This window comes from Arthrobacter antioxidans (assembly GCF_023100725.1).
GTDB classification, from domain to species: Bacteria; Actinomycetota; Actinomycetes; order Actinomycetales; family Micrococcaceae; genus Arthrobacter_D; species Arthrobacter_D antioxidans.
On record NZ_CP095501.1, the window covers coordinates 1,852,367 to 1,871,888 of the forward strand.

Sequence of the window (19,522 nt, forward strand, 5' to 3'; positions counted from 1 at the left end):
CCCCGACGGCTGACCCACTGTATGGAAGGAGGAGTTCCGTGAACTCTCGAGGTCTCAAAGCAGGGCTGATCGCAGCCTCGGCCCTGATGGCATCCACGCTGATGGCGGCAGGCCCCGTCCACGCAGCACCGACGGCGCCCCCCGCCGAAGCCGCCACCGTGTCCCACGTGCAGAGCGAGGGCCAGGCGGCCCTCGACGCCTACTGGACGGCGGACAGGATGAAGAGCGCCAAGCCCGCCAACACGATCAATTCCGGATGGGCCGCCGAGGGCCGCTCGGTCATGCCGAAGGCAGGGCAGGAATCCGTGGCGAAGGCTCCCAAGGCGCCTGTCGCGGAGACGCGCGCCACTGCGCGGTCCACGGTCCCGCGCATCGGGAAGGTGTTCTTCACCCAGGGCGGACAGAACTACGTCTGCTCCGGCAACTCGGTCCAGAGCGGGAACCAGAGCGTCGTCGCCACCGCAGGGCACTGCACGTACGATCTCTACACCGGCTGGGTCACGAATTTCGTCTTCGTCCCCGCCTACAACAACGGTGCGGCGCCGTACGGGAAGTTCACCGCGCGGTCACTGCACCCCACGAGCGAGTGGGCGGCCCGCAACGACATCAGCTACGACGGCGCCTTCGCCGTCATGAACACGCTCAACGGCAGGACGCTCGCCGCCACCGTCGGCGCGTCGAGCATCGGCTTCAACATGGCGCGTGGCCTCACCTACAGCGCCTACGGCTACCCTGAGGCCTCACCGTTCACCGGTGAGCGACTCTACAGCTGCATTGGGAAGGCCTCGGTGGACCGCATCGGCGGTACCCAGTCGCAGGGCATCCCGTGCAACATGACCGGCGGTTCGTCCGGCGGCCCGTGGTTCGTCGGATCGGGCCCCACCGGAACGCAGAACTCGGTCAACAGCTTCGGTTACACCACCCAGAGCAACGTCATGTACGGACCGTACTTCGGCAGCTCCATCCAGTCCGCCTACGCCACGGCGGCCGGCCAGTAGTCCCTCCGGCAGTCCAGCCGACAGGAGCGCACGGGCGGTTCCCCTCGCGGGGGGCCGCCCGTGCGTCGTCCGTCCGGGGTCGCGGCCTTCAGCCCCTGGTCTCCGCCACCCATAGACTGAGGCGCATGACCGGCTTCGACCTCCTCACCCGCGCGGCGGAGCTCGACGCCGCAGATCCCCTCGGCCCGCACCGCTCGCTGTTCCTCGGCACGGACGACGACGCGGTGCTCTCCTACCTCGACGGCAATTCCCTCGGCCGCCCGCTCGCCGTGACAGCGGACGGCCTGAACGCGTTCGTCCGCGACCAGTGGGGCGGGCGCCTGATCCGCGGCTGGGACGAAGGGTGGCTCGGGCTGGCGGAACGGATCGGCGACCAGCTGGGTCGGGTGGCACTCGGGGCCGCCGCGGGCCAGTGCGTCGTGGCCGATTCCACGAGCGTGATCCTCTACAAGCTCGCACGCGCCGCGGTGGCCGCGCGCCCCGGGCGGACCGAGATCGTCATCGACCGCGACAACTTCCCGACGGACCGGTTCATCGTCGAGGGGATCGCCCGCGAGCGCGGCCTGACCCTCCGCTGGATCGACGTCGCGTACGACGGCGGCGCGACGCCCGCGGATGTCGCCGCCGCCGTCGGCCCCGAGACCGCCCTCGTGCTGCTCAGCCACGTCGCCTACCGCTCCGGGTTCATCGCCGATGTGCCCGCTGTCACGAGGATCGCCCACGACGCCGGCGCCCTCGTCCTCTGGGACCTGAGCCACTCGGTCGGCTCCGTTCCGGCGCACCTCGATGCGTGGGACGTCGACTTCGCGGCCGGCTGCAGCTACAAGTACCTCAACGGCGGACCCGGCGCCCCTGCGTGGGCATATGCCGCGACGCGGCACCTGCCCACCCTCGACCAGCCGATCCTCGGCTGGCTGGGTAGCGCGGACCCGTTCGCCATGGGTTCCGCCTACCAGCCCGCCGCGGGCGTCCGACGGCTCGTCTCCGGCACGCCGCCGATCATCGGGATGCTTCCGATGCGCGACATGCTGGCCCTCATCGAGGAGGTCGGTATGACGGCTGTCCGGGCGAAGTCGGAGGAACTGACCGCCTTCGCCGTCGACGCCGTCGACGCCGTCCTGGCCCCGCACGGCGTGGTCCTCGCCTCCCCGCGTGCCGCGCAGGCCCGTGGCGGACACATCACCATCGACCATCCGGACTTCGCCGGGATGGTCCCGGAACTGTGGCAGGACGGCGTCATCCCCGACTACCGCAATCCGAACGGGATCCGGCTCGGTCTCTCGCCCCTGTCGACGTCGTTCCACGAGGTCGCCGTCGCCGTCGGGGCCATCGCCGCCCGTCTGGAGGGGACGGCGCGCGCGGCCGACGCCGGGCAGCTGGACTCGGCGGCGCGCGGGGCCGAGTAGGAGGACGGCAGTGGAGACCCTGCCCGGGCAGCTCTGGGAACGCATCACGGACGGCTTCCTCAGGGCGGCCCCACCCGTGGTCGGCATCGCAGGACTCGCCGTGATCGTGCTGGTGGCCGTGGTCCTCACGGTGCCCCGGCGCTCCTGGCGGATCTTCGGGCTCTTCGTCACGGTGGTCCACGAACTCGGCCACGCGGCCGCCGCGCTGCTGACCCTGCAGCGCGTCACCGGGATCACGCTCCGCCTCGACCACTCGGGCACCACCACGAGCCTCGGGCGTCGAGGCTGGCGGGCGGCGTTCACGACCTTCTGGGGCTACCCGGTACCCGCCGTCGTCGGCGCCCTGCTCCTCTGGAGCGCAGCGCACGGCTGGGCGCCTGCCGCCCTGTCGATCGGCGCGGTGGTCCTGGCGGCGGCCCTCGTGCTGATCCGCAACGGTCAGGGTGTGCTCATCCTCGGGGGCAGCGCGGCTGCATCGCTCGGCCTCGTCTGGTTCGGGGGAGCGGCGGCGGCCGGCCACGCCTGCCTGGTGCTCGGGATCGCGTTGCTGGTCGGTGCCTGCCGCGACTGGGTGAAGGTGGTCCGGGTCCACCGTCGACGGCGGGAGCTCGCCTCCTCCGACGCCCACCTGCTCCGCCTGGCGACCCGCATCCCATCGCCGGTGTGGCTCGGCATGTTCGCTCTGGTCATCGGCGCAGCGGTGGCGCTGTCCCTCACGCCGCTCGCGCTGATGGTCGGGGGATCGTCGTCCTGACCTCAGGCGTCGCCGCGCCGGAGGTGTCCTGAACTGTAAGGGGCTCCCTGCTGTCGGCAGAGGTCGTCGTAGAGTTCGTTGACGGCCTGCGAAATGCAGTCCCGTTCGTGGGCGGGGAGTTCGATCAGGCCGTGCAGGTACGCGGTGACCTCGTACTCGTCCACGCCTCCACCCATGCTGAAGTAGTGCTCCCAGAGGTCGCCGATGGAGATGTTCGCACGTTCCATGGCGTCGGCGGTCAAGGTGTGCTGCTCCTTGTCGCGCTTCTCGTCCGGCTTCTTGTCGTGTTCCCGGTCGGAAGTGGTGTGGTCGTCGTCGTCCATGCAGCTCCTTCCTTTCACTTGAGGCACCGGAAGGTCCCGGTAGGTCATCCTTCCAGCATAGGCAGGGGAGGCGTCGGGAGGGAGGACTCGGCCCCGGTTGCTAACCTCCCGGGTCGGGTATACCGGCTGTCGACACCCCGATGGCGTCGGAGGAGACCACCACACCCTCGCGAGGCGCCCGCCGATTCAACATCTGGGCACAACCCGTGTTAGAGTATTCCTCGTTGCTTTCACCGGTTTCTACGGTGAAAACCACCCGCGCGGGTGGCGGAATGGCAGACGCGCTAGCTTGAGGTGCTAGTCCTCTTATTGAGGGTGGGGGTTCAAGTCCCCCTCCGCGCACAAAGAAAACCCCGGTTCGCCGGGGTTTTTTTGTGCCCTCGATCATGTGCACGACCCGGCCGCGCGGGAGCCGGAAATCGGCGGGTCGGGGGACCACGCCCCGCATGGCGAACTGATCGATGCACCTTGAGTGTGAAGAGCCCGTACTTCGCGCCGTGGCGGCCCGACAGACCGGCCGCTGGCTCAGGCGATGGCTGGGCGGACATTGACCTCGGTCACCATTTCGGATTACCTGATGAAGAAGCAGCAATCATCACCGAGAGGATCTCAATGACGAACATCGAGCGCGTTTCGGCGGCCACCCATGCACAGGGCAGCAGCGTGCCGGCCCCTCAGGCAGCCCCGGCCCACCCTGCATTCGTGAACGATCGGGCGGCCGAGTGGCTGGGTGTGGACGTTCTACGGGCCGAGTTCGGCAATGTGCTGATCCGCATGCGGTTGCGCGACGAGATGCTCAACGGCTACGGCGTGGCCCAGGGGGGTATGGTGATCGCCTTCGCCGATGTGGCGTTCGCCCTGGCCTGCAACGATCCGAACGGCGACGGGAGCACAGTCACGGTGGCGTCCGGTCTGGATGCCAACTTCCTGAATCCTGGATTCGTCGGACGGACGCTCACCGCCCATGCCACCCTGGTCAGCCAGACCGGCAGGAGTGGACTCTTCGACATTCGAGTCACCCAGGAAACCGCCGACGGCGGGGAGGAAACCCTCGCTGAACTGCGCGGCCGCTCCCGCACCATTCCCAATCCCGCCTACCGCAACGAGTAGCACGGGCGGTCCCGACACCCGGCGCTTCTGCGACCACTGCCGGGGCTTACGCACCGAGGTGGCGAGAGCGGTCAGCAGGGGCGATGTCGTCAAGAACCCTGGCGGGTACACGGACGGCGAGGTAGCTCGGGGGACGTCACGCGTTGCGACGCTGCCGGAACCGATGACGGAGCCCTCACCAATGGTGGTGCCCGGATCGATGGTGACGCCGCCACCCACCCGGACGTTCCCTCCCATCAGCACGGGCCTGGCGGAGCGGGAGCCCACGGCACGCTCCCCAGCCTCGAGCGCGTGGTTCGTCGTGTAGATGGACACCTAGGCCCGAACAACACGACGTCGCCGATGGTGGTGTCCGCTCCGTCCACGAGGACGCAGCCGACGTTCGCATCGGAGTAGGCCGTGCCACGGACACGACCTCGCGACTGAATTCCTCGGATACGGCTTTGCCATGATGGCCAGCTCTTCCAGGACGACAGAATCCTCACAGGCTGGATGGAAACCGAACCATCAGCAGTCCCTAAGGGTGATGGCGTCTGGTGGGTTGCGGACGAGGTTCAGTGCCCGATGCGTGGGGATAGTGTCCGCGTATATCCCAGGACGGGCCCCAATTCGCCCTGGCGCAGCTCCTGCAGGGACTCCACGGGCCGACCCGTACTGGCCTCCAGCACATCGCGGCGTTCGTGGGCGGTGAGTGCACCAGCATTGTGAAGAGCCTGTTGCACCATCAGGATCTGACGCTCACGCAGCCGACTATTGGCGGAGAGGATGGACAGGGCATGCACCGGATGCAGATCGGACGTGGGAGTCATGGACACAACCTAAACCGCTGGCATTGACGTTCGGGCGACCTGAGGTGAATACGCCGTGAAGAGGCTGCGACGACACCTGAAGACCGGCCGGCTGCCAGGCATCGGGCGCTATTGCGCGACCGCCCGATCGACAGGTCGGACGAAGGGAGGGGGGGCGGTGATGACTCCATCGAACAATTGCCCGGTGGCACAACTCCCGGGCTTCCTTGCCAGAGCTGCAGACTGGGTGGCGACCCACAACACCGGCTTACTGGAGTCAAGAGCACGCCGCGCCTCCAGCCTCACTCCCTGCGCAAGAGTGGGGCAGAAGGCTGATCCCGTCCTTGAGAGTTGCTCAGGCGTTGAGCATGACCTTGAGCGCCTTTGTTTCGGCGGCGCGGGAGAACGTGTCGTATGCCCTTTCAATGTCGTGGAGGTCGAAGGAGTGACTCACGAACTGATCAACGGGCAGTTTCCTTTGCGCGACGAGTTTGAGGAGGGTACCGGTGGTGTTGGTGTTCACCAGGCCGGTGGTGATGGTGATGTTCGAGATCCAGAGTTTATCCAGTGGCAGGTCGACTCCTTTACCGTGGACGCCTGCGTTGGCGACGTGACCGGCCGGCCTGACGATATCCAGCACCATGGCGAACGTCTCCGGGATCCCCACTGCTTCAATGGCCACGTCGACTCCGAGACCGTCGGTGAGTGCCAGAACCTGATCCTTCCAGTCGGCATCCGTTGACACGATGCTGTCCGTGGCTCCGAAGAGTTTGGCCTGCTCCACCCGGTTCCGGTCGATGTCGATCGCAATGAGCCGTGCCGGGCCGTAGAGCTGCGCGGTCGTGATCGCGGCGAGTCCGACGGGACCGGTACCGATCACTGCGACGACGTCACCTGGCTTGACGGCTCCGTACTGCACACCGATCTCGTGGCCGGTCGGCAGGATGTCGGAAAGCAGCGTTCCCTCCTGGGCGCTGACGCTGTCCGGAATCCTATAGACGGACGTCTCCGCGTAGGGGACGCGGACGAACTCGGCCTGGGTTCCGTCGATGAGGTGCCCGAGAATCCACCCGATCCCGGAGGTGCCCTCCTCGCCCAGGCAGTGAGAGAAAACGCCCTGTTTGCAGTAGTCGCAATGCCCGCAGGCGGAGATGCACGAGATGATCACGCGATCACCGACCGCGAGGCCAGTCACCGCGGATCCGATCTCGGTGATCGTTCCGACACCCTCGTGTCCGAGGATGCGACCCTGTTCAACAGCTGGAACATCACCTTTGAGGATGTGCAGGTCAGTGCCGCAGATGGTCGTGGTTTCTATTTTCACGATGACGTCGGTGGGCTTCTGGATGGCGGGGTCTGCGACGTCTTCCCACGCCTTCTTCCCGGGACCGTGGTAAACAAGCGCTCTCATCGAGGTTTCCTTTGACCGGCCGAGTCGCTCTCGCGTGAAAGCTGCGTTCGGCGACGTCCCTGTCTCCAGGAGTCGGGCCAAGCGTATACCCCGACAATCGGAGCCACACCGATGGGCAGTGGTCGCTCACGAACCGCAGCGCAGCAGTCCCGAAGCCGTGGCGCGGTGGAGTATTCCCTACGAACCGACAACCCTGATGCGTGCTGCTTCAGGACGGAGGTTCCGGGACGACTGCCGTCCGTTGGCAGCCGGGATTCGGCCGCTCTCACGCACGGTGTGTGCGGTCGGGGCGTCAATGTGCCGACGACGGGCGCTGCCGGTTCCGCTGCTGGAGAAGCTGCCGGGGCGGCTGGAGGCGTGGTCGCAGGGCGGGCACTTCCGCCGGCGTCTCGCGCGCGACGGGATCCATTGTGGGGGCGCTTGGCGCGGTGGCTACCTGGGTGGCTGACGGTTTGGGGGTGCTCGGAGACGCCGAACCCGTCGTGGCAGCAGCCATTCGAGCCGCAGCGGGCTCATCGTCAGGGGCGCTGGCGCAGCCTGCGAGGAGGGCCGTGATCCCGGCGAGGGCTGTGTGCAAACCGTGATTCGCAGTGCCCCAGGCAGTCCCTCACATCGTATTGTGACCCAACCGATACGTGTCGGATGGGGCTCTTCGCATGCCGGACCGGAGACTTGGAGCATGGCGCTTACGGGGATCGAAAAGGTACGGCCGACACAGTGGCTGAAGGACAATCGGACGGCTCTGCCGTCCTTGCTGGCGCTGGTCGCGGTGGCTGTGTTCTGGTTCGTCGGCGCCATTGGTGGCATCGGCTACCTGGCCGGCGCGAGCTCGCCCATGGCGATGCTGACGGGGCTCTACGTGGGCCTGGCCGCGGTCGCCGTGTCGATCATCATCGTGACCCTGGCCGTCACGGATCTGATGCACCGCTACGCGCGACCGCGCACCCGCCGCTGACGGCCTGGCGGGACTCGAGGACGCCCGATCCCGCCGTCGTGTCGGCGGAGCCGGGCCGCAGGTGCTGGACGGCGAGACTGAGGCGTGTGTCCGCGGTCGTGACGATGTAGCGGCACACCCCCAACGAGCAGTACCCATCGCAACGACCCGCTCGTGAGAGCCCGGCGAGCATCCATCAGCGGGCGTCAGGTGGAGCGTGACCGCCGGCGGTTTGTTGGACTTCGTGAGGCTTCCCGATGGTGTCGCGGTTCGGGAGCGTGGGTGGGGTTCGGTGGCGTGTTTCGGCTCCTAGTCCCAGGTAGGTGCCGACTGCCCGCCAGTTGTCTCGTCAGACGATCCTTTGACCGGACGGAGGGCGGTGTCCGGCAGCGTCGCGCGGCGGGCCGGCGATGTGCCTTTCGGCGGTGGATGGGGCGTTTTCACAGCGCTGTTTGGCGTTGATGCAAGACCGCGAGGGATCGGGACTGCGGTGCAGAGGACCGCGCGACGGTCAGTGAGCGTGGCTATGCGGAGGCTCTCATGGGCTCGAGAGCGGCTAGGGCGAGGTCGAGGCCGAAGATGAACTCCTCCGCCGGGTCGTAGTCGGCAGCGACGAGTGCCGCAGCGGACTCGTTGAGGTAAGGGAACTCGTCGGGAGGAAGCTGGGGCAGGTAGACGTCTTCGCCCATGTCTGCGAACTCATCTGCTGTGTCGAACGGCAGGCCGGCTTCCTGCAGGGCGTAACCGTAGACAAGGCTGTCGAGCAACCAGTTGGCGTGCGTCGCCATCAGGACCGAGAAGCCAGCCCTCCGTAGGCAGGCGGTGACCGCTTCATGGTGGCGGAGGTTTGCGGGCCCCGGCGATGTCCGCGACTCCATCAGGCCGATCGCCCACGGGTGGCGTGTGAGAACCTGTCGGGCGGATACCGCCCGCCGGCGTATCGCCGATTGCCAGTCGGCGTCTTCGGGTGGGAGTTCGATCTCCTCGAACACGATGTCGATCATGGCGTCCAGCAACTCCTCCTTGCTCGCCACGTAGTGGTAGAGCGACATTGCGCCTGCGCCGAGCGCGTTAGCCAGCCGGCGCATGCTCAGCCCGTCGACCCCCTCGCGGTCGGCGAGCCGGACCGCCTCGACCACAACCCGCTGCTTGCTCAGCCCCGCGTCTGTCGCGATCTGGCGTTGTTCCCTCGCGGGCATGGGTTTCCTCGCTTCCTCAAAAGGCTTGACAGTAGTACAGCGTACGCTCACACTGGCTCGTACACCGTACGTCGTACGCTGTACGAGCCAGTGAGAGTCGCTGCTCGAATGTTCGGAGGGTTCTGTGGAAAACGAACAGAGATCGAATGACAGAGCACCCCTGGTGCCGGGGGCGAGTCCGGACGAGGCGGCGACGATGCGGGCCGCCGTCCAGCAACGCTACGGCCCGCCCTCAGTACTGGAGTCGTCCAAGGTCGGGCGACCGCTGCCCGGGCGAGGCGATGTGCTCGTCCAGGTAGGCGCGGCCTCGGTGCATCCTGGCGACTACTTCGTCATGACCGGTGAGCCGTACATGGTGCGCCTGGCGTACGGGCTCCGCCGGCCGCGCCACGGCATCCCTGGCAGGGACTTCGCCGGGGTTGTGGCGGCGGTCGGGAGGGATGTCACCGCTCTCCGCCCCGGCGTCGAGGTGTTCGGCTGGAGCACCGCTGGAACGCTCGCGGAGTACGCCTGTGTCCCGGCGGACAACCTCGTGTCCGTGCCTGCGAACCTGTCGGTCGTGGACGCCGCGGCGGTGCCCACGTCGGCCATGACGGCATTGCAGGCACTGCGTGAGATCGCGAACGTTCGACCGGGCCAGACGGTGCTGGTCACGGGCGCGTCAGGCGGCGTGGGCTCTTTCGCCGTGCAGATCGCCAAGGCGTTCGGTGCCGAGGTGACGGGTGTGTGCAGCACGCGCAACGTCGACTTGGTCCGATCACTCGGTGCCGACTACGTCATCGACTACACGAGGACCGACTTCACCCGCACCGAGAAGCGCTACGACCTCATCCTCGACAATGTGGAAGCCCAACCCCTGGCGGCTGTCCGCCGCGCGCTGACGCCCACCGGCACCCTCATCCCCAACAGCGGACGCGGCGGACGCTGGCTCGGCCCCCTCGGTCGGATCGTCAAAGCGCGTGTGCTGTCCGGGTTCACCCGTCAGCAGCTGAAGCCCTTCCTGTCGATCGAAAAGCGCCAGGACCTACTCACCCTGGCCGACCTGCTCACGACCGGGCAGGTCACGCCCATCATCGACCGCACCTACCCCCTCGACGAAGCAGCTGATGCCCTCCGCTACGTCGGGGCCGGCCACACCCGAGGGAAGGTCGTGATCACCGTCTGACGACCGGACCGACGAGAACGACCCATCCCGTGCGTATGCACGCCCAGACCTGCCGCCACTCCGGCGGACGGACCGCTCCTCTCGAAAGAAAGACCGATGACCATCCGAACGAAAACCTCGAACCTGCTCGACAACCCGCCGATCCCCGTGCAGGCCAAGCTCGCGGCAGCCTGGACAAGCTTGATGTTCTTCGTCATCTACATCGACTACTTCCACCTCTACAAGCCCGGCGTCATCGATGACATCCTGGCTGGCGTCGTCTTCGAGTTCGACATCAGCGGGCCATTGTTGACCATTTTCGTCGTGGTCATAGGGATCCCGGCCCTGATGATCCCGCTCTCCATGACGCTGCCCGCCCGGGCGAACCGCATCACGAACCTCATCGTGGCCTCGGCGCAGGTCCCCTTAATGGTGTTCAACGCGGTAGGGGAGTCCTGGGAGTGGGCCTCCTTCTACGCCCTCTCCATCGGAATCGAGGTGCTGCTCCTGGCCTTCATCCTGCGCTCCGCCTGGACGTGGCCTCGAACCCCCGCCGTTCCAGCCGGTCCCGCGACGACCGACTTTCGACAGGACCTTCGACAGTAGGTATCCGTGCACAGTCCTACGGCGAGAAACCCGCCGCCGCGGACACCGGGCCGACCGTGACCAGCTCATCGCCGGCTAGGCCATCGACTCCGCCACCAGCGCGTTCCTCCCCGACGGCCCCACCTCGGTCGGATATCTCGCCTTCGTCGGCGAAATCGTCCCGCTGATCTAGTTGATCGGCGGGGGCGGTCGATCCTGCAGTACCCGCACCGATCCCGCGGATCACGCATCGACGCAGCTGCACCAAGAAGCACAGCGCCGGCGGGGCCCAGAGGCGGTCACCCACGGAACGGTGCAGGCAGCCACCGAACTGCGCGACGCCACCACCCTTTGACGCCCCAACCGACGCGCCCCAGCTTTTCGAACCAGCGAACGAAATTCTGACAACTCGGAAGAGCGCGGTTTGCATGCGTTCGAATGAGCTATCGGCTGACTCTCGGCTGTCTCATCAAATGATCATCTGACCGGACACGCGGGGAGGCCATACGGCGGGTCGGCGAACTTCAGTTGTGATTCGCAGCTCCAACTGGCTGTGTTTTCGTAGTATTCGGTGGCTGTAGGACCCTCTCCGAAACTTCGGCGGTGGGGCTCAGAGGCCACCTGATGAGGACCGGGCAATGGCGGTTGGGCGTGAACCGACATTGGCGGTGTTCGTAGACGTTCGGGGTGCCGTCATCGTCCGCGTCGATCTCCTCCTCCGGTCTTGAGGGGCGTGCAGTTCCCGTCGCGGGTGTGCAGGTTGATCGAGGCCGCGAGGGCAGCCATGAGGGAGGTAGTGAGGATGCCGACCCGGGTGGGGTCGCTGGTGGCCCCGTCGTCGCCAAAGCTGAGATTCGTGAGCCGGCATTTTGGTGTCCTCGGTTGGGCTGTCTATCGCGGACGGATTCGGTCTCCTAGAGTGTGGGGCGTGGACGACGTAGGCGTGTTGCGCGCGGACCTGGTGCGCCGCCAGCTCGGTGACACGGTCGCTCTTGATGGGGTGTCACTCGCCGTCGAGCCTGGGCAGGTGCATGCCCTCGTCGGCCTCAACGGTGCGGGCAAGACAACTCTCCTGCGGGTGCTGCTCGGTATGCTCCGCCCTGACGCGGGGTTTGTCACGCTCGGGGGTGTCGCGCTCTCCAGTCTCGAGCCCGAGGCGTGGTCCGGCGTCGGGCACACTCTCGAAACGCCTTTCGCGTACCCGGAGCTGGATGTGCGGCGGAACCTGGAGATTGCTGCGCGGCTTCGGCTCGTCGAGCCCGGCCGCATCCGTGAGATGGTCGAGTGGTCTTTGTCGGCCCTCGATCTTGGTGCGTATGCCGGGGTGGTCGCGCGACGGCTGTCGCAGGGGAACCGGCAGCGGGTCGGACTGGCGGCGGCGCTGCAACACGCGCCGGACACAGTTGTGCTCGATGAGCCGTCCAATGCGCTCGACCCGGCGGGTGTTCTGCTGTTGCGCGAGATTCTGCTGCGGCTTCGCGATGCTGGCGCCGCGATTCTTGTGTCCAGTCATCACCTCGACGAGGTTGCCCGCATCGCGGACCGCATCACGCTCATGAACCGGGGTCGTGTCATCGGCGGCCTCGATCCCGACACTCTCGACCTCGAACGCTCCTTCTTCGCCGCGGTGCACGCCGACGACGAGGCACGAGAATGAACCATCTCGGCGTTGCGTTCGCCGTTGAGGCGCGGAAGGCTGCGGCTTCTCGGGTCTTCCGCACCATCACGTGGCTGCTCCTGGCCGGCCTCGGCGTGTTGAGTGGCAGCCTCGTGCTCGCCGTGCGGGCCGGCAACGAGCAGGTCGCCGGGCGCCTCGGGCCGCTCGGCGAGCTCGACGGGTGGCCGTTGCTCAGCGGCGCGGTGATGCAGATCGCGGCCGCCGGAGGGCTGCTCGCGTTCGGTGTCGCCGTGAGCTGGATCGTGGCACGTGAGTTTGCTGATGGCACGATCACCGGCCTCTTCGCCGTCCCCATCCGACGGTCGACGATCGCGGTCGCGAAGCTCGCGGTGTTCCTCGTCTGGGCGGTGATGGTCGGGCTCGGGTTGACGTTGACGACAGGACTGCTCGGGGTGTTCCTGGGATACGGGCTTCCCGCTGACGAGGACGGTGTCGCACTGCTCCGGTTGTTTGTGCTGTCGGTGTTCACGGCGCTCTCCGCGGTACCCGCGGGGTGGGCTGCCACGCTCGGCCGCGGGATCCTGCCCGGCATCGCGGCCACGATCGCGATCGTGGTGATCGCACAGGTCGGCGTGTTGTCCGGCCTAGGCGGATGGACGCCGTTCGGCGCCCCGGCCCTCTGGGCGATGACGCCGGAGGCCGTGGCGCCGGTCCAGCTTCTACCGACGCTCCTCATCTCCGCGGCGTTCTGTGCCGCGACGGTCATCGCATGGAAGCGGCTGCAGCTCGATCGATGACGGGAGGGTGAGGGCGGTGGGACGCGCCACCCACCCCGGAAGGATCCTCCTACGTGCTTCCGCTGATGAGAGTCCACGTCGTGCGGTGAGGCAGCACCGCTGACACGCCGCCAACGTTTGGCTACGGTTCCGGCATGCAATCTCCCGGGACGGGGCACTGGTCATGGTTCGACAGGGGATCAGATCCGGCAGTTCGCCTCCGCCGGATTGATCGTCGGCGGTATCACCGCGGGTGCTACCGGTGATGACGGGTCAGCGCAGGACAGCAGCAATCCGCTGACTCCGGTCGACGCTGCCTTCGCCATCTGGTTGCCCATCTACGCGGATGCGCCGGCTACGGCGTGTACCAGGTGCTTCCCGCGCAGGCCCACCGGCCGATCCACCGCCGGGCCGGTCTGCCCCTGACCGTGTGCGTCGGACTGACCGGCACCTCGATCGTCGCCACGGTCGAGATCGCCCGTGCCACGCGGTGGCCGTCGCCGCCCGCACCGCGAGCGGCCGTCCTGCTCACTCTCGGGGCGATCACCACACTCGGTGTCGGATCACGGCGAGCAGCACCGACCCCGCGCACCTACGCTGCTGCCCTCAGTTGGGGCTTGGCTGGTATCAGCGCCACATCCCATCGACAGGATCGAGTCCGTGCCGCTGCCGCCGCCCTGGGAACCGCCATCATCCCTTACACCACAACGCCCAAGATTCCCGCCCTTGAAGGGACCCTTGAAGGACACCCGAGCGGCGTGTGCAACGGCTACCTGTCTTCCCGACCTCGTGGAGGCGCTCCGCCGTCATGTATCGCTTGCTCGTGCGTTACTGTGGGCGCGACCGTCCCGCGGTCCGGAGAGGCGCGCAGTAGCGGCGTCGAGGTGGCTCGTGACCGCGGCCGCCACACTCGGCATGTCAGGGTAGGGGAACGGGTGACCAGCGCCTTCCAACCAAAGGCCGCCGGCGGAAGGAATGGCTGCGGCGAGTCGGTAGCCGTGCTCGATCGGCAGGAACGCATCGGCAGACCCGTGTATCACGAGGGTAGGCACCGTTACGCCGGCCAGCAGTTGGTATCGGGAGCGAGTCACAGCAACAGCAACCTGGTGCTGCAGCACTGCGCGGAGGTTCAGCCCGTTCCGTTCCCGCAGGTCATAGAGGATGATCCTGGTCCACTCCTCCACATCCACAGGTTCATCTCCGCTGCGCGCGACCAGTCCCGCGAGGAATTCCTTCACGAGATTCGTCTCGCCGCCGAGCAGGCGGTACCGCAGGAGCGGCAAGGCGCCTATCGCAGATCGAATCAGCGACCAGGTCCGAGGTCCGGGCATCGAAGCGTCGGTCGGGTCCGCCGAGGTCGACATGAGGGTGAGGGAGCGGACACGTTCGGGGTGCGCGATCGCGACTTCCTGGGCGACGAACCCTCCAAGGGAAAGCCCGATCAGGTGAACGCGGTCGATGCGCAGCTCGTCGAGGATGGCGATCGCATCGCTCGCCATGTCGATCAACGAGTACGGGCGCTTCCGGCTCCAGCCCGTCATCCAGCTGGACGCGCCGGTGCCCCGATGGTCATACCGAACCACGCGATAGCCCGCCGCCGACAAACCGCGCAGGAACGCAGGCGGCCAGAACAACGAGCCCACACCGAGGGAGGAGTTGAGCAATACGACACCCTTCTCCGCAGCGACGGGAGGGATGGACTCGTACCAGATCCGGACCGCGCCGGACTGGGCGTACCCCGATGTGCCGGTGACGACTCCGGTCACGGGGCCAGCTCGGATGCGAGCGATCGTTCTCCCTGTGCCGGGTGGAAGGCGGCGCCCTCGAGACATCAAGAGCACCGCGAGTCCGGCAAGCCCTGACGCCGTCGATGCCAGCACCACCCGCTTCCTCATCGGCTCAGCATAAATGACCTCGGCAGGTATGCGCGCGAACCGGATGGGCGTCTCGCCCCGGGACACCGACGGCCGACCTGGAGCGGATCGATCCGTCCGATTCGTGTTCGGCTTCTACCAGCTACCTCCGGGTACGACCACCGCGAAATCGTCGCCTGCAAAGGGCTGTGTCTCGACAGGGGAGGGCATGGTGGCGCGATACGCCACTATGCCCAGGATCTCATCCGATGACGTCGCGTCGTCGGAGCGCCAGCGTCGCCAGGAGGACCAGAACCGTGCTCACCCCCCATAGGAGCAGAAGCCCTGCCCAGTCGGTGCCATCGGTAAGCGGCTGGTCACGGTACGCCCACGAGTACGGTGAGACCGCGCGGAGCCATTGTGCGCCTGTCGCCTGGTTCGCTATGGCGTTTCCCACGTATGCAAGGATGGCGATGCCGGCGCCGGCCCCTATGGCGAGAATCCGCCGGCCGGTGACGGCGCCGATGAGAAGGGCGAACCCGCCCGACAAGGCTGCGAGTCCGACAAGCGCCGCTGAGGTGCCCACCGCGTTAGGCGGGTCGATGGCCAGTTCGGCTGGTTCGATGAGCATGACCACGATCGCCGCGGCGAGCAGCCCGAGCCAGGCCAGGCGCACGATGACCGACAGTGCCGACTCGAGTGCGACCTGCGTGCGGCTGACCCCGTGCGCGAGGGTGAGCTCGAGCTGGCCCGACTCCTCGGCGCCGGCAATCGCTGACGAACCCCAGGACACCGCGGCAATAACCAGCAGCAGGAATCCGATGAGCCCGTAGAACGTGCTCTGTACGTACCCCGGGCCTGACGCGATCTGCTCGTAGCCGAGAGTTTTCACGAGTTCGGGCGGGAGACTGTCAATGATTTGTTGCATCTCACCGTTGCCGCCGATGCTCGGAAACAGGGGCAGGTACAGCAGTAGCGCGGCGGCGACCCCAAGACTCCACCCGAGGAGTGAACGCCATGAGTCGCCGATCGAACGGCGGAAGACCGGCAGGATCCTAGACATGGGTGGCCTCCTCGACGCCGCCGGAACCATAAAGCTGGAGTACGGACTCCTCGAGGTCCGGTTCTTCAACTGTGAGGTCGACGACCCGGTGTCGGGCCAGCAGCTTCACGAACGGGTCGATGCCGCCGTCGACTTTCGCCGCGAGACGTGCGACGCCGCCTCCGTTACCGGTGACGGTTACGTCGCTGAGTCCGGGCAGCTTCTCGAGGTCCTGACGCAGAAGCGCGAGGGAGGTCCCGTCGACGCCCGCCCGCACATGCCGGATGCTGCTAAGGCGGAGCGAGTCGACGCGACCCTGTGCGACGATGCGGCCACCGCTGAGCACTGCGACCTCGTCGGCGGTCTGCTGGATCTCGCTGAGGACGTGCGAGCTGAGCAGAACCGTCTGGCCGGCGTCGCGCGCCTCGCGCACCATTTCGAGGAAGGTGCGTTGCACGAGGGGGTCGAGCCCGCTCGTCGGCTCGTCGAGCACCAGGAGTTCAGGGTGGTGCATGAACGCCTGGATGAGTCCGAGCTTCTGCTTATTGCCCTTCGAGAGCGTACGGACCTGCCGGCCGAGATCCACGCCAAGCCGGTCGGCGAGGTGATCGATCGTCCCCGGTGGGACTGGACCGCTGATCTCGGCGAGATGCCTGAGGAGTTGCCGGCCCCGGAGGCGTCCCTCGAGCCGCAGTTCCCCGGGAATGTAGCCGATACGCCGCCGCAATGCCGGGCCGCCCTCGCCGGGCGTGGTGCCGAGAATTCTCACGGATCCGGACGTCGGCCGGATGATGTCGAGCAGGATGCGCAGAGTCGTGGTCTTGCCGGCCCCGTTCGGGCCGATCAGGCCGAACACCGCCCCCGGTGCCACGTCGAGGTCGAGTGTATGGAGTGCTTGATGCGCGCCGTAGCGTTTGGTCAGTTCGATGGTCTGGATAACAGGAATCATCGCCCTGTGTTCCTTTCGTGCGGATGAAGTGGATGGAGTCAGGACCGGCGGGGGCGCGGCGGGTCCGGGTCCTGATTCGGGTCGTTCTCCCCTTTATCGGAGCGAGGTCCACTCGTCCTGGTCAGTGCCTCGCGTGCCGCGACGAGCATCCGATCGTCGGAGTAGAGACCGTGCGTGTAGAGATCGAGAATCGGGATCGTCGATCGACGGATGCCTTCTTCGCTCAGTTGGTCGAGGCCAAGACCCCGGGTGACCTGCCGACGCATCACCAGTGGGGCCAAGCCGTGCAGCGTGAGATACAGCGCGAGGATGCTGCGGTCTTCGGGCTCCCGCATGATGCCTGCGGTGATCTGCTCGTCCAGCATCCGGGACGTACCGGTGAGCAGTGCGTCGAAAAGCTCATCCGCGGCAGCTGTTCCCGAGGCCAGCATGCGGGCGAGGTAATCGATCAGCGGATGAAACCGATCAATGTCAGCAAGCCAGCGAGCGATTGCCGAGGTCGCGTCGCGAGTCAGTTCGTCCTTCCGGCCGATGAACTCGTCCACCACGTAGCGGTCGCACGCCTGACGCAGTCCATCCTTCGAGCCGAAATGATGCAGCACGAGCCCAGGGCTGACATCCGCCGCACCGGCAATCGCACGAACAGTTGTTGTGCCGAAACCTTCGCGCCCGAAGAGATCCACCGCCGCGTCGCGTATCCGCGCGCGGGTGGTCAGGTCCTCGGATACTGAACGCATGTTCAATATTCTATACGCTTGTTCAAGATCCTGCTGGACACCCGAGATGAGCATTCGCCGCTCGATTGGCTTGCGCCGCTACGTTCATGGACGATCCCTTGACCAGACCCGTGGCGGGGCTCGGCGAGAGGTTGGGGCTGGGTCAGCAGTTTCCAGCGTTGGCGGGATAGTCCATATCCATGGTGTGTCTCAGCAATGTGTCTCGCGTCGAAGGTTCTCAACAAAGCCGATGAAGGCCTTTGATGAGTGCAAGGAGTGCAGGATCTGAGCGGACCGGGGTGGGTGTGGGTGGGTGCGGAGCATGGGCGAGAAGCTGGGTACAGGAGTGCGGAGACGAGTTGATCGGATGTGCGGGCGGGGATTCCCGGGTGCTCTCTGGGCAGGACTGGGCACGAACTCTTCAGGCCCGATGTGCACCATGAACCTCGATCACGGTTTTCCTGGGTTGGGCTTTTGTGAGGTACTGGAACGAGTCCCGGCCGTTGGCGGGCAGCGTCGCGAGACAACTGGACGCTTTTGTTCTGTAGAAGAAGGATGGGCTTTCTGTGGTTGCGAGTGCGCTTGGGGTGGTGGTGACCGGGATGGGTGCGATGACGCCCGTCGGAGGTACCGTCGTGCAGACATGGGACAGCCTCATCGCGGGTCGGTCGGGAATTGCAGCCCTGGACCAGCCGTGGGCGCAGGAACTGCCGGTGCGAATCGCCGGGCGCGTGACGACCGATCCCGCCGTGTCGCTGACCACGAGGGAGTACCGACGGATGGATCGCTGCGGGCACCTTGCACTGGTCGCATCGCGGGAGGCCTGGGACCAGGCGGGTCGGCCGGCTGTCGAGCCTGACAGGCTAGCTGTCGTCATCGGGTCCGGCTATGGAGGTCTGGGTACAGTGTTGTCTCAGGTACGGACCCTGGATGCCGGAGGCTCCCGCCGGGTTTCTCCTCACACGCTGACGCAGATCATGGTCAATGGTCCTTCGGCGTGGGTTTCGATTGACATCGGCGCGCAAGGAGGCGCCCGAACGCCGGTGAGTGCCTGTGCCTCCGGGGCTGAAGCGATCGCCCAGGGAGTCGAAATGATCAGCTCAGGAGCTGTCGACGTCGTCGTGGCCGGGGGAGTGGATGCCTGCGTTAACGACCTTGCGATCAGCGGTTTCGCTCAGCTCCGGGCCCTGTCAACGAGTCAGGGCGACCCGGCCGCGGCTTCACGGCCTTTCGACCGAGACCGGAATGGGTTCGTGATGGCCGAGGGTGCCGGCATCATCGTTCTCGAGCGGGAGGATTTCGCCCGGGCGCGGGGAGCCGAAATCCTCGGTCGGATCTCCGGGGCTGCCGTCACCTCCGATGCCGGGGACATCGTGGCCGCGGACCCGGTCATCCAGCAGCGGGTGATGCAAAAGGCTCTCATGGCGGCAGGGCTTGCAGGGTCGGACATCGACTTCGTCCACGCCCACGCCACGTCCACCCCCGTCGGTGACCTTCTCGAGGCGGGTGCGATCAGTGCGGTGGTCGGCAATGACGTGCCGATAACTTCCACCAAATCTATGACAGGGCACCTGTTAGGAGGAGCCGGGACGCTCGGTGCCATCGCGACCATCGAGGCTCTCCGGACGGGACTACTGCCTGGCACCCTGAACTTCGAGAACCCCGACCCGGGGATCAGCCTCAACGTCATCGACAGGACGACCAGATGTGCCGGCTCCACAGCTGCCATCACCAACGCCTTCGGATTCGGTGGCCACAGCACTGCCCTCGTCATCACCGCTGCCTAGTAGACCCCTTGTGGATGTGACCAACCTGTCGGTCCAGCAACAAGGACAGCCACCTCGAGGACGCTTGGTGACCAGGCGCCGTACCGGCGCCCGTATCGCTTGCGTCTTCGGCACCGAGCTCACCCCGAC

The 19,522-nt window shown here is 66.6% G+C and carries 18 protein-coding genes, 1 tRNA gene and 1 pseudogene; 11 read left to right on the plus strand and 9 right to left on the minus strand.

The features are described 5' to 3' along the window. Positions 1–38 precede the first annotated feature (38 nt). The 3 genes from MWM45_RS08410 (at position 39) to MWM45_RS08420 (ending at position 3,158) form a co-directional block, all read left to right on the plus strand. Positions 39–998 (plus strand): trypsin-like serine peptidase, encoded by a 960-nt coding sequence (locus MWM45_RS08410; protein ID WP_247829064.1) that lies wholly within the window; start codon positions 39–41, stop codon positions 996–998. 125 nt (positions 999–1,123) lie between these two features. After that, on the plus strand, positions 1,124–2,404 hold the full coding sequence (locus MWM45_RS08415) for a kynureninase (protein ID WP_247829065.1): 1,281 nt from the start codon (positions 1,124–1,126) through the stop codon (positions 2,402–2,404). 10 nt (positions 2,405–2,414) lie between these two features. Next, the gene (locus MWM45_RS08420) at positions 2,415–3,158 is read left to right on the plus strand and encodes a M50 family metallopeptidase (RefSeq protein WP_247829066.1); all 744 of its coding nucleotides are present in this window, start codon (positions 2,415–2,417) and stop codon (positions 3,156–3,158) included. 2 nt (positions 3,159–3,160) lie between these two features. Here the strand turns inward: MWM45_RS08420 and MWM45_RS08425 are convergent, their stop codons facing one another. Next, positions 3,161–3,481, minus strand: a complete 321-nt coding sequence (locus tag MWM45_RS08425; RefSeq protein WP_247829067.1) for a hypothetical protein — start codon at positions 3,479–3,481, stop codon at positions 3,161–3,163. 258 nt (positions 3,482–3,739) lie between these two features. On the opposite strand from MWM45_RS08425, the gene MWM45_RS08430 reads away from it, so the two are divergent. Both MWM45_RS08430 and MWM45_RS08435 read left to right on the plus strand, forming a co-directional pair. After that, positions 3,740–3,823, plus strand: a tRNA-Leu gene (locus MWM45_RS08430). A gap of 270 nt (positions 3,824–4,093) precedes the next feature. Next, complete coding sequence (locus tag MWM45_RS08435) at positions 4,094–4,591, plus strand: hotdog fold thioesterase (protein WP_247829068.1); 498 nt, start codon at positions 4,094–4,096, stop codon at positions 4,589–4,591. A gap of 159 nt (positions 4,592–4,750) precedes the next feature. Here MWM45_RS08435 and MWM45_RS17740 read toward each other — a convergent pair. The 3 genes and pseudogenes from MWM45_RS17740 to MWM45_RS08445 form a co-directional block, all read right to left on the minus strand. Beyond that, positions 4,751–4,828 (minus strand): annotated as a pseudogene (locus tag MWM45_RS17740) (sugar O-acetyltransferase); the annotation flags it as partial. Positions 4,829–5,145: 317 nt separating this feature from the next. Continuing rightward, on the minus strand, positions 5,146–5,400 hold the full coding sequence (locus tag MWM45_RS08440; protein WP_247829069.1) for a hypothetical protein: 255 nt from the start codon (positions 5,398–5,400) through the stop codon (positions 5,146–5,148). Positions 5,401–5,734: 334 nt separating this feature from the next. Next, positions 5,735–6,790, minus strand: coding sequence for a zinc-dependent alcohol dehydrogenase family protein (locus tag MWM45_RS08445; RefSeq protein WP_247829070.1), 1,056 nt, complete (start codon positions 6,788–6,790; stop codon positions 5,735–5,737). A 679-nt stretch (positions 6,791–7,469) separates the two neighbouring features. On the opposite strand from MWM45_RS08445, the gene MWM45_RS08450 reads away from it, so the two are divergent. Continuing rightward, the gene (locus tag MWM45_RS08450) at positions 7,470–7,745 is read left to right on the plus strand and encodes a hypothetical protein (protein WP_247829071.1); all 276 of its coding nucleotides are present in this window, start codon (positions 7,470–7,472) and stop codon (positions 7,743–7,745) included. 503 nt (positions 7,746–8,248) lie between these two features. Here MWM45_RS08450 and MWM45_RS08455 read toward each other — a convergent pair. Further along, positions 8,249–8,923: a TetR/AcrR family transcriptional regulator gene (locus MWM45_RS08455; protein WP_247829072.1), complete on the minus strand. Its 675-nt coding sequence runs from the start codon at positions 8,921–8,923 to the stop codon at positions 8,249–8,251. Between the two features lie 163 nt (positions 8,924–9,086). On the opposite strand from MWM45_RS08455, the gene MWM45_RS08460 reads away from it, so the two are divergent. From MWM45_RS08460 to MWM45_RS08475, 4 genes are all read left to right on the plus strand, one after another. Next, a complete protein-coding gene (locus MWM45_RS08460) occupies positions 9,087–10,088 on the plus strand; it encodes an NAD(P)-dependent alcohol dehydrogenase (protein WP_247829073.1) in 1,002 nt (333 codons plus the stop codon). 96 nt (positions 10,089–10,184) lie between these two features. Beyond that, positions 10,185–10,673 carry a DUF6326 family protein gene (locus MWM45_RS08465; RefSeq protein ID WP_247829074.1) on the plus strand — a complete coding sequence of 163 codons (489 nt, stop codon included), beginning with the start codon at positions 10,185–10,187 and terminating at the stop codon, positions 10,671–10,673. Positions 10,674–11,580: 907 nt separating this feature from the next. Beyond that, entirely contained in the window at positions 11,581–12,309 is a 729-nt protein-coding gene (locus MWM45_RS08470; RefSeq protein WP_247829075.1) for an ABC transporter ATP-binding protein, read from the plus strand. Next, complete coding sequence (locus tag MWM45_RS08475; protein WP_247829076.1) at positions 12,306–13,067, plus strand: ABC transporter permease; 762 nt, start codon at positions 12,306–12,308, stop codon at positions 13,065–13,067. Before MWM45_RS08470 ends, MWM45_RS08475 begins: the two co-directional genes overlap by 4 nt. 785 nt (positions 13,068–13,852) lie before the next feature. Here MWM45_RS08475 and MWM45_RS08480 read toward each other — a convergent pair. From MWM45_RS08480 to MWM45_RS08495, 4 genes are all read right to left on the minus strand, one after another. Beyond that, positions 13,853–14,812 carry an alpha/beta fold hydrolase gene (locus tag MWM45_RS08480; RefSeq protein WP_247829077.1) on the minus strand — a complete coding sequence of 320 codons (960 nt, stop codon included), beginning with the start codon at positions 14,810–14,812 and terminating at the stop codon, positions 13,853–13,855. A 349-nt stretch (positions 14,813–15,161) separates the two neighbouring features. Continuing rightward, entirely contained in the window at positions 15,162–15,962 is an 801-nt protein-coding gene (locus tag MWM45_RS08485) for an ABC transporter permease subunit (protein ID WP_247829078.1), read from the minus strand. Next, positions 15,955–16,890, minus strand: coding sequence for an ABC transporter ATP-binding protein (locus tag MWM45_RS08490; protein WP_247829079.1), 936 nt, complete (start codon positions 16,888–16,890; stop codon positions 15,955–15,957). Before MWM45_RS08490 ends, MWM45_RS08485 begins: the two co-directional genes overlap by 8 nt. A gap of 38 nt (positions 16,891–16,928) precedes the next feature. Next, a complete protein-coding gene (locus MWM45_RS08495) occupies positions 16,929–17,627 on the minus strand; it encodes a TetR/AcrR family transcriptional regulator (protein ID WP_247829080.1) in 699 nt (232 codons plus the stop codon). A 545-nt stretch (positions 17,628–18,172) separates the two neighbouring features. On the opposite strand from MWM45_RS08495, the gene MWM45_RS08500 reads away from it, so the two are divergent. Next, positions 18,173–19,393: a beta-ketoacyl-[acyl-carrier-protein] synthase family protein gene (locus tag MWM45_RS08500; protein ID WP_418909753.1), complete on the plus strand. Its 1,221-nt coding sequence runs from the start codon at positions 18,173–18,175 to the stop codon at positions 19,391–19,393. Positions 19,394–19,522: the final 129 nt, after the last annotated feature.

Bases quoted from the DNA above. Each gene is read 5' to 3' on its own strand.
- MWM45_RS08415 (WP_247829065.1), top strand. From the start codon at position 1,124: ATGACCGGCTTCGACCTCCTCACCCGCGCGGCGGAGCTCGACGCCGCA.
- MWM45_RS08425 (WP_247829067.1), bottom strand. From the start codon at position 3,481: ATGGACGACGACGACCACACCACTTCCGACCGGGAACACGACAAGAAG.
- MWM45_RS08435 (WP_247829068.1), top strand. From the start codon at position 4,094: ATGACGAACATCGAGCGCGTTTCGGCGGCCACCCATGCACAGGGCAGC.
- MWM45_RS08440 (WP_247829069.1), bottom strand. From the start codon at position 5,400: ATGACTCCCACGTCCGATCTGCATCCGGTGCATGCCCTGTCCATCCTC.
- MWM45_RS08445 (WP_247829070.1), bottom strand. From the start codon at position 6,790: ATGAGAGCGCTTGTTTACCACGGTCCCGGGAAGAAGGCGTGGGAAGAC.
- MWM45_RS08450 (WP_247829071.1), top strand. From the start codon at position 7,470: ATGGCGCTTACGGGGATCGAAAAGGTACGGCCGACACAGTGGCTGAAG.
- MWM45_RS08455 (WP_247829072.1), bottom strand. From the start codon at position 8,923: ATGCCCGCGAGGGAACAACGCCAGATCGCGACAGACGCGGGGCTGAGC.
- MWM45_RS08465 (WP_247829074.1), top strand. From the start codon at position 10,185: ATGACCATCCGAACGAAAACCTCGAACCTGCTCGACAACCCGCCGATC.
- MWM45_RS08475 (WP_247829076.1), top strand. From the start codon at position 12,306: ATGAACCATCTCGGCGTTGCGTTCGCCGTTGAGGCGCGGAAGGCTGCG.
- MWM45_RS08485 (WP_247829078.1), bottom strand. From the start codon at position 15,962: ATGTCTAGGATCCTGCCGGTCTTCCGCCGTTCGATCGGCGACTCATGG.
- MWM45_RS08490 (WP_247829079.1), bottom strand. From the start codon at position 16,890: ATGATTCCTGTTATCCAGACCATCGAACTGACCAAACGCTACGGCGCG.
- MWM45_RS08495 (WP_247829080.1), bottom strand. From the start codon at position 17,627: ATGCGTTCAGTATCCGAGGACCTGACCACCCGCGCGCGGATACGCGAC.